The organism is Paenibacillus sp. 10L310, from assembly GCF_056395745.1.
Genome location: NZ_JBFTKC010000010.1, coordinates 120588 through 135789, shown reverse-complemented (window position 1 = coordinate 135789; position 15202 = coordinate 120588). Strand labels below are relative to the sequence as shown.

Below are 15202 nucleotides of genomic sequence, written 5' to 3'. Positions count from 1 at the left end.
CAGATATGTATTGGTTGAACAATAGACTTAAATTAAATGAATAGGAAGTCCCCAAATATCCAAGTAAAAAGTAATATCCGATTTAATGTTGACTGTTCTCCAGTCCGATTTATCTATTAAGAAGATTTCTTCCCCTACACCAGGTAATTCAACGGAGATATACATATTTCCACCCTCCTCAAACTTCTTAGTTATTGAGCCTGACAGAGGATCTCTTGTTAGTTCTTTATTAATTGAAACGATGTGTAGATACTTACCTTGATTTAGAAATTGGTAGCTTATTGCATCTCCTTCTTTTAAATTTGTGCATGACTGACTTTCGAACTGTTCTGTTTGAGTACTCTCTGTAGACTTTTGAGGGTTATTGACGGTAACTAAGCACACATTACCTTTTAGTTCAACAGATTTTACATGCCTGCTAGTTTCTACGGGAACCGGATCTTTCATCATAAAAAACACCAGAATGATTACTGTAATCAATAATAAACCTATAAATAATCCTTTTCTCAAATATGACCCTCCTTCTATTTAACAACGTACCATTTACCCTCTTTCCATCTTGGCCCCGGATGCAGTTGCTTTCAGATTAAAGATGATCTGAGAGTTTGCTACCCCAAAATTGATAAAGCGAGCTGAAACCCGGACCTTGCAACTTATCCTTGCATATCCAACAGATAAGGCCTAACCCATCCAAAGGACGTAATATTCCATAAAACCGGATAATATCGGACATACCATTGAAGAATTATGGATCAGGCCATAGTTGCACCCATTGCTCTTCTCTCTGGGTGTATACAACTTCCTGTGGTTTGTCCTTCAATATGACGATTACAGGATACTGTGGCATTTTACTGCGACGAGCAGTGATGCTAATGATATCATGTTCATCCACACCCTTTTCAACGATTAAATACGTTCTTAAACCATCTTCAAGATCCTTCATATCATTCTTATAGGAGCCATACCATGTGACTGAAGCTACAACTATTAGTGCAATTACAATCAATGCTCCCTTTAGAAACCTCATTTTATTCACCTCACTTTGGCCTGTAGTTTGTAATCTATTTATATTCCCACTTATTATCACCATCATTTGGTAACCACTATCTTTTCCGATTTTCCTTCCCAATCAATCTGAACTAGAAATTCATTCTCATCCAAAAACGGGGACATCCCTTCAGCTTTTCCTCTGATTACATTATTAAAAGGAACTTCTCCTGTAGCATGAATATCTTCGCTCATAAATTTGGTTTTAACTTTTTCAATTAATGAAGGATTATCTCCTAAGTACCTAATTTCATATTCATAGCTTGCTACATCGCTATTACTTTGAACTGTACATGAGACACGCCAATTCTCACTCTCTCCTGTATATGAAGTGACTTTGTTTGAACAAGCGGATGCTGTCAATAGAAGAAGAAAAAGCAAAAAAAACGATACTCTCTTCATAATAAATCCTCCTTTATTATGAATTTCAAATATTAATCCTGTTATGGCAACACAGGACGAACCAGACTTTGACACAAGCAAATATACTATTGTAAAAAAGACTGTCGCATTTGTATGACAATCTGCCAAAGTGATCTATAACACTCCGTTCAAGCCACCGAATAACCGCCCTAGAACATCAAAATATATGATGATGAAAGACAATATTATAGATATTGGTAGTATAATCAAAAATTTAAGTCTTTTCGTAGGAACAATAAATAATAAAATAATGACCATGATTAGATATATTCCCATAAGTATTGGGATCAAATAGTAATGAGTATGCTCGGGCAAGTAAGCATCGCGCAATTGATGCCCTTCGGACAGTAGAGCTGTGATTGGAAGGGATAACACTAGACTAGGTACAGTTCCATTGCCTCGTGCATACCACATCACATAAGCACACATCGGAGATACTACTGCACACATCCCCCAAAAAATAATTTCTTTCATTGGAACGAAATGTAGAAAAAACACGGTGTATAGATAATAAACAGTTAGCAGCGACACAAAAAAGAAGAATACCTTAACTGCTGCTAGTTTTGGAGAATAACTAATAACCGATATGAGTGTGGCAACAAAAATCCAAATACCTAGGCGCCCACCAATATCGTCAAATATGGGGTTAATCCCCTGAGCATCCACAAGCTTTGCCGCTAAACCTAAAATCACTCCGATCGTTATCGCACATACAATTGAAAAAACTTTTTGTTTAGTAGTTGATTGGTTTTCGACTCTAATTTGACTTAACTCTTTATGTATTCCCACTGCAACCCTCCAACTTCCATAATTCCTATATTCTAACACAACCGATCCAGCCTGTAGAATCTGTTCGATCTGTTCCTCCGATAAATTTCATTGTTATTCTTCTAAAATGGTTCTATGTATCCACTCATAACCGACCCTGGTCCTTACCGAACAGAAATCCCCACTTTGTCGCATGGGTCCTTATATCTAAATCACTATATCCACTCGTCAATCTTCTATTACCTGAAGTTAGGTCGTTATTCTCATTATCTCAATGCGCCATTTTGCTATGATTATTATTACTTTGACCGTAAATCTATTCCACCAATATCATATCAGGCCATATTATTTTCAGATAACAACTAGGTGGGTTGATGATCTTATTTTAATTTTATTTTAGAGAGAAAGGGTGTCTCATCCTATGTTTATTGTTCAATTACTGCTCGCTATCGCACTTCTGGGTAGCTCAGGTAGCTCAAATCATGCCACTTCTACACAACTAGAAATCAATCAAATACAGCCTATGGATGCTTCTCCTGGACAAGTCATGGAAACCGGTTTAGAACCTTTCCGGTCCGAACGCAATTATAATGGATGGGAGCCAGAACTAGATCAATTCGAGCAGGCCGCCAGCAGTCTTCAGAACAGGTTATTTGAAAGTGTTGTGTCACCGATCCTATCCAAACCTGGCGATACAGGAATATTTGATTATGGCGGGAATCTGAAATTACTAAAGTCTGTGCCTCTGAATACACGTTTTGAACGTGGCCCACTAACCATTCATATTGTTCATGCCCAATTATTAGAGGCTAGTGACATTCCTGAGGATTCACAGAAAAACATTTCCATTCTAAATCGAGAAGATATCGGTTCCAAGATTACTTATATCAATATCCTCTACACTGTTGAAAATACTACGGATCAGAATATCGGTTTTTACGGCTTAAACTCCGTTCATCCAAACACGGGAAAGCCGATCTCCGCAGATCGCAATTTTATGAGAAAATCATATGTCTATAATCAGTATGATGGCGTAGTTATTGATAATACGAATTACGGTTTGGTATATACCGATGACCCTGATAAGTTGGAATCCATTGAACTTGTGTTCAACAAAGTCTATGACTACGATACTGGAAAAACCATTGTAGAGCCCACTTTGTTGAAAATTCCTTTTGCTCTTCAAGAGTAGTGTAAACACAGCTCCATCGCACATTATGACAAAACTATCACTCTAAAAACCACCCTAATTCATTGAACTGCACCTCCAATTGGTAGTTGTGTCTAACAATTGGAATGCAGTTCATTCATTTGGAGTGGTTTTTTGTTTATATATCCATGGTATCCAATCGCTTTTCGTATGCAATGCTGCTACGTCCAACCGATTTCTGGAGGCTCATTATTCATATGCCTGATCGAGGATCTAAATTATTTCAATTGAAGCTGACAAAAAATTACTTCAACATTATAATTGTTACATATTATCCAAAAGCAGTGATGACCAGGAGGACAAGATGCAATTTCAACCAGTGTATCATGATGGGGAACTATTTTTACCCAAAATCGAATTAAATATGGCATGTAACCAATCGATTGGCATTATAACAGACTTGAAGCGAAAACAGATTTTAATGAATCAACTGCAGGATCGTTCCCAATATTACATATTTCGAGCTCAACAAAACGAGTATACACAATTAACGGTGGAAGAATTAATCACTTTTCTAATCAACGTAACAGAGCGGAATGATCGTGTCACTATGTTATTGGATTATTTCGCTTTGAAAGAAGAACAGAAGGTAAAAATCAAGCATCTAAGCCCATCAAAAAGAATGTATGTGACGTTGCTGCGCGTTTATTTTGCACATCAGCCTACACTGGTACTCGAGGAACCCTATTTTTATTTGGAAGAACAAGATCGTCGCCAGTTTAAACGGATTTTAGATGATCTTTCGAAACAAATACAGATTTTAATTTTAACTTCTAATTTAGAGGATGCTATGATTTCCTGTGATTCAATTTATCGTCTGAATGAATCCGGATTTCATCTGTTGGATATTCGTGATTCAGAAGAGGACAAGCAAACAGTGCAGGAACAAGATCGAGCCAATATAACCCTGCAGAAGATTTATACGAAAAAAAATGACAAAGTGATTTTATTTAATCCGCCTGAAATTGATTACATAGAAAGTATGGATGGTTCAGTTCTTGTCCATGTAGGTGGAGAAAGTTTTATCTGTGCTCTGACGCTGACCGAGCTCGAGCAGAAATTGTTTAACTTCGGATTTTTTAGATGTCATCGATCCTATATTGTTAATCTACAGAAGGTAAGAGAGATTATTACATGGACGAAAAATAGCTACAGCTTGCGATTAAATACAGGACAAGATGCGATTGTTCCGTTATCTCGTTCACAATTACAAGAATTAAAAACACATCTTAACATTTGATTTCCAGGGAAATATCGATTCAATCCAGCAACTAATGGTACCGTTCAGCCGTTGACAGCTACATTTCGGCGGATTTCGATGGTTGGAGGCATGTAATCTTTATATGCTTAAGTCATCAACTCCAAGGAAGTGATATGCATGGATGTTATCCGAGTAGAACGTATTCGAAAGAGATTTGAAAATAAGAATGCATTATCAGAAGTATCTTTTTCAATTCCAAAAGGTGAAATTTTAGGTTTTCTAGGTCCAAGTGGTTCTGGAAAAACAACTTTAATTAAGATTTTAACTGCGCAATTAAATCCGACAAGTGGACAGGCAACTGTACTTAACCAGCCAGTGGAGATGATGCATCAGTCTGCACAGAAGATGCGCTTTGGTATTTTGTCAGATAACAGTGGTCTATATGAAAGATTATCGATAGATGAAAATCTGGAGTTGTATCGCCAATTATATGACCTTCCTAAAACTTCGATCGATACAGTATTGCAGTTTGTAAACTTAAGCGAAGAACGCAAAAAGAAAGTCATCCACTTATCGAAAGGAATGCGTCAGCGTGTTATGCTGGCATGCGCAATTATCCATGAGCCGGAATTATTATTTTTAGATGAACCTACTTCAGCTTTGGATCCGGTAAACTCCACACATATTTATAAAGGGCTACGCTACTTAAATGAGAAAGGGACAACAATTTTTCTAACGACACACGATATGTCAGAAGCAGAATTGTTATGTGACCGTGTAGCGATTTTGTATCAAGGTGAAATCCAAGCTATTGGCTCGCCTAAGGCGCTTAGAAAACAGCATCGGGAAAACGTCGTTTGTGTAGAATTGGTAAACGGGGAAACCTACGAGCTCCCGATGAATGAAGGAACGGCTGAGCAAATTGCCGATTGGATGAAGCGAGGCTTAATCGAGCGATTGGAATCGAAAGAGCCAAGTTTAGGCGATATCTTTATTAAAGTGACAGGAGGTGAACTGTTATGAGTATCTCGTTAAAACGTGCGCGAGCAATATTTGTAAAGGACTACAAAGAGTTTTCACGCAATTATGGCATTTCCATCATGTTGCTTGTTCCGATTCTATTCGCATTTCTTTTTCGCACTGCAGGCCCTTCTTTCCCTGGGGCAATAGGTTTTCTTCTAAATATTTCGTTTGTGCTCTTAACCTCTTTCGCACAAGCATGTTTGATCGCGGAAGAAAAGGAACGTAACACCTTACGATCATTAATGATGACTCCAGCCACAACGATGGATGTATTAGTTGGTAAAAGCACCTTAGTCTTTGTCATGTCTGCTATTGTTCTGGCTATTGCTACGTATATATTAGGCTATGAGCCACCTAGTATATGGGCATTTGCAATTGCAATCATTCTTTCAATAATTCTATACACAGCAGTAGGAACGATATGTGGTTTATTCTCTAAAACGGTCCTTGAAGCTTCATTAGCAATCATTCCTGCAGCAATGGTATTTTCTGCTCCTCCTGTTGCAACAATCTTGTTTGGAGATTTTCCGATTTTTAAAATGCTGGATTATACACCAAGCATTCAACTTGTGACTTTGCTAAATATACCCCATACAGGCTTTACAATTGGAGACCTCTTAAAACCTCTCCTCATTATTTTGATATGGACGGTTGTATTAACGATTGTGTCTGTTATTTTGTATCAACGGCGGTTAAAGGATGAGTAGCCACTCCTCGCCTACACAACCAAAATATAAAACAAACCCCGGTACACGTCTGCATTCAGCAGCGTACGGCCGAGGTTCATCATTATCATTTCAAATATTACACTACATATCTCTACTTAAACTCATCTTGTAAAATCATGCTGCCCAATAGTCAGCAGCGTCGGCCTGCTCTTACTCCACACTGAAGTGGCAATCTTCGGATTGTAATAATACAGCGCTCCGTTCGTCGGATCAGCGCCATTCAATGCCTTACGAGCAGCCCTGTAAGAAGTCTGGGTTGGCTTGGTATTAAACTGCCCATCATCTATAGCCGTGAATTGCCCTTTCTGGAAAATAACCTTCGAAATAGACGACGGGAATTCACTCGAATGTACCCGATTCAACACAACCGCTCCTACAGCGACTTGCCCTTCAAAAGACTCCCCGCGCGCTTCACCGTGGATCAGCTTCGCCAACTGGCGCAGCGTCTCGCCCTCGGCTTTTGCCTTTTTGTTCAGCCTATTCAGCGTCGCTGGACCAGCAACACCGTCTGCACTCAGTCCCTGCGCCTGCTGGAACTTGCGGACAGCACCTTTGGTGATGGTACCGTAATATCCAGTCATTCCGGCGTCAAAGTACCCCAGATCGCTTAATTGCTCCTGCAATTGCAGCACATGCTCGCTACGAACGCCCTGTTCCAACTTCTGTGCTCCCGCAGAAGGAGCTGCCACGGTCAAGCCCAGAGTCAATGCGCAGGCACCGAGAAGCATGCTGACCCGCCCTGCTCTTTTGCCAGCCGTGTTCCCCTTCCCATGAGTGAATTTCCGACTGACAGTGATAGGTTCCATGTTGTCAGCAAACGTTAATTGATCCAGCCCCTCATTTGTGCTATCAACTGTAGTCCGTTCATTACTGATCATATGGCTTCCCACCTTCATCTCTTTCATCTCACTCACGCTATCTAATTCACTTATCATATTCTTTTCATTGATTTCATTCGCTTGATCCATTTCGATGTTGTTCTTCATCATTCCATTAACCTCCACTTTTCTGAATCCAGATCCCACTTCTTTCCCCTGAATCCTCACGGTTGGACATCCCGAGTGTCATTATAGGATATAGAAAAAACGAAGTCTATCGGACCGATGACGCAGTGAAAAAACGAAGCTGAACATAACAAAAAGAGGCATGAGCCCATGGTCACACCATGGTCATGCCCCTTCTTGTATCAACCATATACCGCTTGTCCAACCCGTTTTTCCGTAGGCAGGCAGACCTGTACAAAAGTTGCGTTGTATTTATTGACAATTACTCAGCAAGTTCCTGACCCTTCGTTTCCCGGCCCCAGAACAGTACAGCCGCTGCGCCAATGAGGATTGTCACGAAGAAAATCGTGAAAATCAGGCTGATTGCCACTTCACGCTGAACCAGCATACCGACCATTAATGGAGCAAGCACCCCACCGATTCGGCCAACCGATGTGGCAAGTCCAACACCTGTCGAACGAACGGAAGTTGGATACAATTCCGGGCTGTAGGCGTACAGACCACCCCAGGCTCCCAGATTGAAGAAGGAAAGACAGATCCCCGCGGTCAGGATCGTGGCTTCCGTTGTAGCCAATCCGAACGCAATCGCACTGAATGCAGTCAAGGTAAGATACACAACCAGTACGAACTTGCGACCGTAACGTTCAATAAAGTACGCAGCGGTGAAGTAACCTGGCAACTGTGCAATCGTCATGATCAGCACGTATTGGAAGCTTTTAACCAACGTGAATCCTTTTGCCATCACAACCGAAGGTAGCCACAGAAACATTCCATAATAAGAGAAAATGACGGTAAACCACAAAATCCAGAGCATCAACGTTGTACGGCGATGTGGTGCTGACCAGACGGTAGCCACTTTCTCGCGGAACGTGATTTTATGAAGCTTGGTATGATTCTTGTACCGCGGCGGGTCCTGAATGGCACGACGCAGATACAGTGCATAGAACGCCGGAAGCGCACCAATGGCAAAAGCAATTCTCCATCCGTACTCCGGAATGACAAAGTTGGCAATGAGCGCCGATACAATCCAGCCTCCTGCCCAGAAACTTTCCAATAATACAACGGCACGTCCCCGTTCGGCTGTAGGCATCGACTCCGATACCAGTGTGGATGCCACGGGCAGCTCTCCACCAAGTCCAATACCCGCAACCAGACGCAGTGCACACAATACCGCAAATCCAGTCGCCAATGCAGACAGACCGCTTGCAATCGTAAAGATTAACAAGGTCCACATCAGAATGGCCTTCCGTCCAAAACGGTCCGCAAGTGCACCTGCAAGCAAAGCACCTAATGCCATACCGATGGAGTTAATACTCGTAAGCACACCGACTTGTCCGGGACTGAGACTCCATTCCTTGGCAAGTGCAGCCACGATAAAGGAGATCATACCAACTTCCATCGCATCAAACAGCCAGCTCATGCCGGCACTAAACAGCAGCTTGCGCTGCTTGGGATTCCGCAATACTTCCAGTTTGCTCATCACTTATAGCTCCCTTGATCTCTATGTAGTCATTCTGACACTAAATCATTATTATGCAGAATGCTCCAGAAATCAATGCAAAATAAGCTTTTCCTTCCGATTTCTGCGATACCTTACCCCTTGAGTGAACCCGCTGTCAGACCTGCTACAAAGTAACGCTGGAGTAGAAGGAACAACGCAATCATCGGAATGGCCGTTACCAGCACACCTGTAAGCATCATCGGGTAGTTCGTCACGTATTCCCCGCGGAACTGCATAAGTGCGAGCGGTAAAGTGAGCTTGGACTTACTGCTGAGCATCAGCATCGGAATAAGCAAGTCATTCCAGACCATGACGAGCAGGAACGTAGCCGTTGCCGCCAGCGAAGGTGCAGCCAGTGGCAGTGCAATCCGCGTATAGAGTCTCCATTCGCTGGCCCCATCCATACTGCCCGCTTCCAGAATCTCCGAATTGAGCATGCGCATGAAACCTGTCAGCATAAATACTGAGACAGGCATCAGCATTGCCGCGGATACGACAATCAATCCCGTGAGACTGTCCGACCACCCGAGTGTACGCGTGAGAGAATAGATCGGCAGCATACTCACTTGGGAAGGAACGATCAGACCTGCTACGAACAGAGCAAACACAATTTTGCCTACACTGCCGCCCCAGCGGACAATGGCGTAAGCAATCATGCTACTCAGCAATAACTCAATGGCAACCGTACCAAGCGTCACGACCAGACTGTTCCCGAAATATTGCCACATCGGCTGATTGCGGAACATGCCGGTGATGTTATCCCACGTAAACGGGTCCGGCCAGCTGAATGGACTGGTGAAGAAGTTGCTGCTTGTTTTGAACGAAGATACAAATACAAAGTACAGCGGCACAAGGATCAGCAGCGCGTACACCAATAGGATCAGGCGATTGAACCATTTTAAAAACATGTGAACTCCCTTCTGCCTCGATTACAGGATGAATGCTCCAACATCAACCTCAATAACTTACCCGGTCGGCACGCAGTGCCTTGAACTGCAACAGCGTCAAGAGCGCGAGCAACACCAGGAAGATCATGGAACCGGCAGAAGCCAGACCAAATGAATAGCTGCCAAAGGCGGTATGATAGATATATGTTGTCAAAATTTCAGTTGCGTAGTTCGGCCCTCCGTCCGTCATTGTGAAAATGAGGTCAAATGCCTTGAACGACTGAATCGTCGTATAGGCCACAACAATTGTTGCCGAAGGTGCCAGCAGTGGCCAGGTCACGGTACGAAATACCTGCCATTTGCTACCGCCATCCATGCGAGCCGCTTCATACAGTTCTGCGGGGATGCCTTGCAGACCTGCGATGAATACAATCATCATCTGTCCGGCATGGGCCCAGACTTGTACCGCAGCGATGGAATAGATGGCGATCTTGGGATCACCAATCCAGTTACGAGCGATGCTGCTCATGCCCGCTTCATTCAGTCCATAGTTGATTAGTCCGATAGATGGATCATACATAAATGCCCAGATCAGTCCAACCGATACGGAGGACAGAATCGCAGGCAGGAAATACAATGCCCGAAGCACAATGCGTGTCTTGGTATTGCGTACCAGGAGCAGCGCCAAGACAAGTGATATAAAGGTTTGTGCAATAACAACCGTTAACATGAACTCCACGTTATTACCAAAGGCTTTGCGGAATACGATGCTGCTGAGACTGTCCTTGTAATTATCCAGCCCTACAAATGCATACGACGGGGATACCCCATCCCAGTCCGTAAAGGAATAGAACAGCCCCGTCAATGTAGGAAATACGAACAATCCAACGTACAGCAGCAACCCAGGGATCAGAAATAGGGATAGCTGAAGACGGTTTTTCATCGTTTATTTCCCGATATGCTGATCAATGATCGCTTGTGCCTGCTGTGCTGCTTCTTCTGGAGAAGTGCCGCTCAGTACAGACTGGATGGAGTTGGTTACTGCTTTTTGATTGTCTCCGTTCAGGATGGTGAACCGTGGCTGGAACAAGGTTTTTTTGCTTGCCCATTCTCCGGCTACCTGAAGCTCAGGCGTGTCGTACTTCACATCATTCACCGTTACATTTTGTCCAGTCTGGTTGGCATACTCGCTCGCCACTTCCGGATTGCTCAGGAATTCGAGGAACTTCTTCGCTTCTTCCGGATGTTTAGACTTGCTGTTCACGGCGAGCATGAATGTGGTCGTATGCACCCCTTCATACTTCGCTTGATCTGCACTTACTGTAATTGGTGCAAGCAGTTTTTGCTCCAGATTAGGATTCTGCTGCTTGTTCTGAGCCAACTGATATGATCCACTTGCGAGCATCGCTACTTTCTCTTGAATAAACAGCGCTCCAGCCGCAGGGTCTTTCGTACCCAGTGCATCCTGCTGGAAGTAACCTTTATCGTTCAGTTCCTTGATTTGAGTCAATGTTTTCACCCAAAACTCATCCGTCAGTTTGGCTTCGCCAGCTTCTACTTTGGTAAAAATGTCGTCACTCGGTGCATTGTTCATCACCATCGTATTCATGAATTGCCCTGGGCCAATGTCCGCTCCGGCAAAGGCAATCGGAATGATACCATTGTCTTTCAGCTTCTGGCAAAGGGCGAGGAAACCTTCCCAATCGGTCGGTGGCGTCAAGCCGTATTGTTCAAACAGTTTCACATTATAGATTGGATCGTTATATACGAGTTGATACGGAATCGCATATTGCTTGCCATCGTGCTGTCCTGATTCAATCAGCTTTGAATTGTAGGCCGACAGAAACGATGATCCGGTCAGATCCGTGAACAAGCCGGCTTTGGTGAAAGCTTCGAACTGTGCACCTGGGAAGGAGGCAAATACATCTCCTACCGAACCGTCACTGATTTTGGATTGTACGGTGGATTGGTATTGATCGGAGGGCAGTGTCTGCATCTCCACGTTGATGTTCGGGTTTTCTTTTTCAAATGCGTCAATAGTCTTGTTGAGTGCTTCGGAATCTTCTCCACGCCAGTGCATGAAGCTGATTGTAACTTTACCTGAACCCGAGGAGCCGTTCTCTCCAGATGACGCGTTATCCCCGCCGCCGCAAGCTGAAAGCAGGATGGACATCACCAGCATACTGACAAGCGGCAGGATCAATTTTTTATTTTTTTTCATGAAAGACGACCTCCTGAGGATGATTAATGTAAGTTGCACGAAAGTTTTTACACGGGGCACTCCGAGTGCAGTACCATCTTCCGATCGCTGTTATCCCCGGATTTTTGAATCATTTTTCTCAATGGTTAAAATCCGGGTATAAAGGCGAGCGCTCCGCTTCTTCAGATCGGTTCTGCCCTCTCCGTTAAAGTGTAAAAAAAGGGCTCTTACTTTAGTTGGTAGTAACTTAGTTAGTAGTAACTTGATGCTGCTTCTGTCTTGTTTTCCATTTCTCGCGAATGATCGGCATCACGGTCCGTCCGAAGATTTCGGCTTCTTCCAAGTGCGGGTAACCGGACAAAATGAAGGTTGTTACGCCGAGATCTCCATACTCCATCAAACGCTCTGCGACCTGTTCGGCTGTACCTACAATGAGGATCGCACCGCCGGAACGAACAACGGACAAGCCTGTCCACAGGTTGGGACCTACGACAAACTGTTGCTTCTCGGACAGCTCCCGTAGCTCGTTCTGTCTGCGTTGGTTGGTTGCATCCGTCTCTGCAAAAGCGGCTTTGGCTTTCTCAATCGCTTCTGGTGGTACTTTGCTAATAATCTCCCAAGCTGCTGCCCATGCTTCTTCTTCGGTATCCCGAATGAGTACCTGAGCACGCATGCCGTAACGGAGCTGACGATCTTGTCCCGTTTCCTCTTTCACCTGCTGACGGATGACCTCAATCTCTTCGATCTGCTCCTGAATCCAGTCATGAGGCTCGCCCCACATAAGGAACGTATCCGCATGTTCAACAGCGACCTTCTTGGCAATCGGAGAACTTCCTCCCAGATAGAATGGTGGATGCGGATTTTGCACCGTCTCCGGCATGCCTACCGGTCCTTTGAAATTATAATACTGGCCGTTGAATTCAGGATTGGGATTGCTGGGTGCATCTGCGCCAGATTTTGAACCACTTCCGGCAAACTCCGTCAGATTCAGTCCCGTCGATTGGGTCCATGAACGCTTCATGACTTCCATATACTCGCTCGCCCGCACATACCGTTCATCATGCGCATGTGCCAGTGGATCGCCGAGTTCCTCCAGATCTCGAACAGAACTGCCTGTCACCACATTGATCATGGCGCGACCACCAGATAGCTGATCCAGTGCCGCTCCCATTCGTGCAGCGAGTACGGGGGTAACCAATCCCGGGCGAATGGCGACAAGGGGACGCAATGTCTTTGTGTGACTCATCACAGCCGAGCCAACTACCCACGCGTCCAGACAGGCTCCCCCTGTCGGAATCAGTACAAATTCGAACCCTGCCTTCTCCGCCGTCTGTGCCACATCAATCAGATAATCCAGACTCGGTTCCCGCTCCGGGGCAACCCCTACATACTTACCATCCCCTGCTGTAGGCAAAAACCATCCAAACTTTATATCTTCCTGTTCGCTCACAAAAGTCAATCCCTTCTATTATAAATTGCTCTAAAAATGTTTCACTCAAGCACTTCGGTTACAGAAAACCTTCCGAGCACTCTTGTCCCCAGATTTCTTCTCATTCCCCTTTCATGGGGAAATCTGGTGACAAAGGCGCACGCTTCGCTTCTTCAGGTCCTTTCTGTCCCCTCCGTTGTCGTGTCATTCTTTAAATTGATTTATTAGGCATATCCAATCTCAAATGCCGATTAATTAACTTGGTTTAATAGGTATGGACATCATAACAATTGATTTGTCTGTGAGCAATGTCATTTCGCGGCAATTTTATTTTGTCATTTTGTGGTCTTTTCTCAGATTTAGGTCTTCCTGATCTTGAATATATATAAAACCCACCTGTATAATAGGTTTAAATACATGTTCAAAAAGTCTGGTTTTCAGTACCGAGAAGATGGAATGAAGCTAGAAATGGAGTAGTGGAGCGTAGGAAAACTACGTGAGCAACCACAATGTTTCCAAAGGAAACATACTTCGTAAGCCTCCCGCTAATTTCGGCTGAATTTCAGCTTCGATGTTGATGATGCCACTAGGCATGATTCGTAATCAAAAGTGGACTTTTTGAACTACATCTATAAGCGAAACTTTTAGAATGTACAAACGATACTTATATAATAAAGAGGTGTTCCTGATGACCGAGAGCATGAAGGAGGACCACCATGAGTTTTTGGATATTATTTTCTTCACTCCATCTGAATTCGAGAAAGCTGGTGGCGCCTGGCCGATCCGCATCGGCCGTAATATAGCCAAGACCAACTATCATATTGGCCCGCGCACTACACCTTATTATTATTTGCTATTTGTGCTGGAGGGGGAAGGTACATTCATACAGAACGGACAGCGTCACGCCCTTCGTGCCAGGGATGCGTTCTGTCTGTTTCCACATGTTACCCATGAGTACTGGACGGACCCCGAGGATACGTTGCAGAAAATATTTATTGCCTTTGATGGTGCACATGCAGCCGAACTGCTTTCCCGAATTGGACTTACACCCGACTCACCATACCGTTCAGGTGTACTTACCCCGGAGACTGCAAGTGCCATGCGCTCATTCATGGAGGATGTTCGCAAACCGCAGGACGGAGCGAGTGATCTGGGACGACTCACCCGGTTTCTAACTCTATTCGACCGGATTGCCCGCTCCCCCGCAACCAAAGGATTGCAACCGGATTCAGCCACACCTTGGCTCCAGAAAGGCAAGGAATACATGGACATTCATTTTGCAGGCGGCATCTCCGTGGAAGGTGTGTCCGCTCATGCGGGTGTGGATCGAACCCATTTTGCCAAACAGTTCCGCAAAGCCTATGGGCTGTCCCCTGTGCAATATATCCAGCAATTGAAAATGACCCAAGCCAAACGTCTACTCGTGCAGACGCCGCTAAGCTTAACCGAAGTGGCTCATTCCGTAGGTTACCCGGACTTGTTCTCCTTCTCTAAAGCGTTCAAAAAGCAAGTTGGTCTGCCGCCCAATCGCTATCGCACAGCGGAGAGCACGAAAGAATGAGGGAGCGACTTTCCCTCCTCAGCCTATACTCCATGCCTCATGCACCACGCCTTGTGTGCTGTGTGTAAGATGTTGCCTCTACCAAAGTACAACGGACTCCTGAGTTTCATATCCTGCACATCATAGTGCTGCCAAACCCATTACGAAATCCACCACCAAAAAGGCAAGCCCCATCTACCCGGGACTTGCCTTCTTTCTATACTATAGTCTTGACTACACG

15 protein-coding genes are annotated in these 15202 nt (G+C 44.2%); 5 read left to right on the top strand and 10 right to left on the bottom strand.

Features of this window, described 5'->3' with window-relative positions:
- Positions 1-27: 27 nt before the first annotated feature.
- The 4 genes from AC1DE7_RS20620 to AC1DE7_RS20605 form a co-directional block, all read right to left on the bottom strand.
- Positions 28-510, bottom strand: coding sequence for a hypothetical protein (locus AC1DE7_RS20620; RefSeq protein ID WP_127545528.1), 483 nt, complete (start codon positions 508-510; stop codon positions 28-30).
- A gap of 235 nt (positions 511-745) precedes the next feature.
- Positions 746-1027, bottom strand: coding sequence for a hypothetical protein (locus tag AC1DE7_RS20615; RefSeq protein ID WP_477535074.1), 282 nt, complete (start codon positions 1025-1027; stop codon positions 746-748).
- 62 nt (positions 1028-1089) lie between these two features.
- Positions 1090-1449 carry a hypothetical protein gene (locus tag AC1DE7_RS20610; protein WP_477535073.1) on the bottom strand — a complete coding sequence of 120 codons (360 nt, stop codon included), beginning with the start codon at positions 1447-1449 and terminating at the stop codon, positions 1090-1092.
- 135 nt (positions 1450-1584) lie between these two features.
- On the bottom strand, positions 1585-2259 hold the full coding sequence (locus AC1DE7_RS20605; protein ID WP_477535072.1) for a hypothetical protein: 675 nt from the start codon (positions 2257-2259) through the stop codon (positions 1585-1587).
- A 400-nt stretch (positions 2260-2659) separates the two neighbouring features.
- On the opposite strand from AC1DE7_RS20605, the gene AC1DE7_RS20600 reads away from it, so the two are divergent.
- The 4 genes from AC1DE7_RS20600 to AC1DE7_RS20585 all read left to right on the top strand — a co-directional run bounded on the left by AC1DE7_RS20600 (position 2660) and on the right by AC1DE7_RS20585 (position 6379).
- The gene (locus AC1DE7_RS20600) at positions 2660-3430 is read left to right on the top strand and encodes a hypothetical protein (RefSeq protein WP_477535071.1); all 771 of its coding nucleotides are present in this window, start codon (positions 2660-2662) and stop codon (positions 3428-3430) included.
- A gap of 322 nt (positions 3431-3752) precedes the next feature.
- Positions 3753-4688, top strand: a complete 936-nt coding sequence (locus AC1DE7_RS20595; RefSeq protein ID WP_477535070.1) for a LytTR family transcriptional regulator DNA-binding domain-containing protein — start codon at positions 3753-3755, stop codon at positions 4686-4688.
- 138 nt (positions 4689-4826) lie between these two features.
- The gene (locus AC1DE7_RS20590; RefSeq protein ID WP_192134083.1) at positions 4827-5672 is read left to right on the top strand and encodes an ABC transporter ATP-binding protein; all 846 of its coding nucleotides are present in this window, start codon (positions 4827-4829) and stop codon (positions 5670-5672) included.
- Positions 5669-6379, top strand: a complete 711-nt coding sequence (locus AC1DE7_RS20585; RefSeq protein ID WP_282320831.1) for an ABC transporter permease — start codon at positions 5669-5671, stop codon at positions 6377-6379. Before AC1DE7_RS20590 ends, AC1DE7_RS20585 begins: the two co-directional genes overlap by 4 nt.
- A 122-nt stretch (positions 6380-6501) precedes the next feature.
- Here the strand turns inward: AC1DE7_RS20585 and AC1DE7_RS20580 are convergent, their stop codons facing one another.
- From AC1DE7_RS20580 to AC1DE7_RS20555, 6 genes are all read right to left on the bottom strand, one after another.
- Entirely contained in the window at positions 6502-7389 is an 888-nt protein-coding gene (locus AC1DE7_RS20580; protein ID WP_477535069.1) for a cell wall hydrolase, read from the bottom strand.
- 277 nt (positions 7390-7666) lie between these two features.
- On the bottom strand, positions 7667-8884 hold the full coding sequence (locus AC1DE7_RS20575) for an MFS transporter (RefSeq protein ID WP_036614537.1): 1218 nt from the start codon (positions 8882-8884) through the stop codon (positions 7667-7669).
- 113 nt (positions 8885-8997) lie between these two features.
- Positions 8998-9813 carry a carbohydrate ABC transporter permease gene (locus AC1DE7_RS20570; protein ID WP_036674932.1) on the bottom strand — a complete coding sequence of 272 codons (816 nt, stop codon included), beginning with the start codon at positions 9811-9813 and terminating at the stop codon, positions 8998-9000.
- Positions 9814-9862: 49 nt separating this feature from the next.
- The gene (locus AC1DE7_RS20565) at positions 9863-10735 is read right to left on the bottom strand and encodes a carbohydrate ABC transporter permease (RefSeq protein ID WP_017687487.1); all 873 of its coding nucleotides are present in this window, start codon (positions 10733-10735) and stop codon (positions 9863-9865) included.
- Between the two features lie 3 nt (positions 10736-10738).
- On the bottom strand, positions 10739-12013 hold the full coding sequence (locus AC1DE7_RS20560; protein WP_477535068.1) for an ABC transporter substrate-binding protein: 1275 nt from the start codon (positions 12011-12013) through the stop codon (positions 10739-10741).
- A gap of 226 nt (positions 12014-12239) precedes the next feature.
- Positions 12240-13442, bottom strand: a complete 1203-nt coding sequence (locus AC1DE7_RS20555) for an LLM class flavin-dependent oxidoreductase (protein WP_477535107.1) — start codon at positions 13440-13442, stop codon at positions 12240-12242.
- A 667-nt stretch (positions 13443-14109) separates the two neighbouring features.
- Between AC1DE7_RS20555 and AC1DE7_RS20550 the strand changes: the two genes are divergently transcribed.
- Entirely contained in the window at positions 14110-14982 is an 873-nt protein-coding gene (locus AC1DE7_RS20550; protein WP_036674928.1) for a helix-turn-helix transcriptional regulator, read from the top strand.
- Positions 14983-15202: the final 220 nt, after the last annotated feature.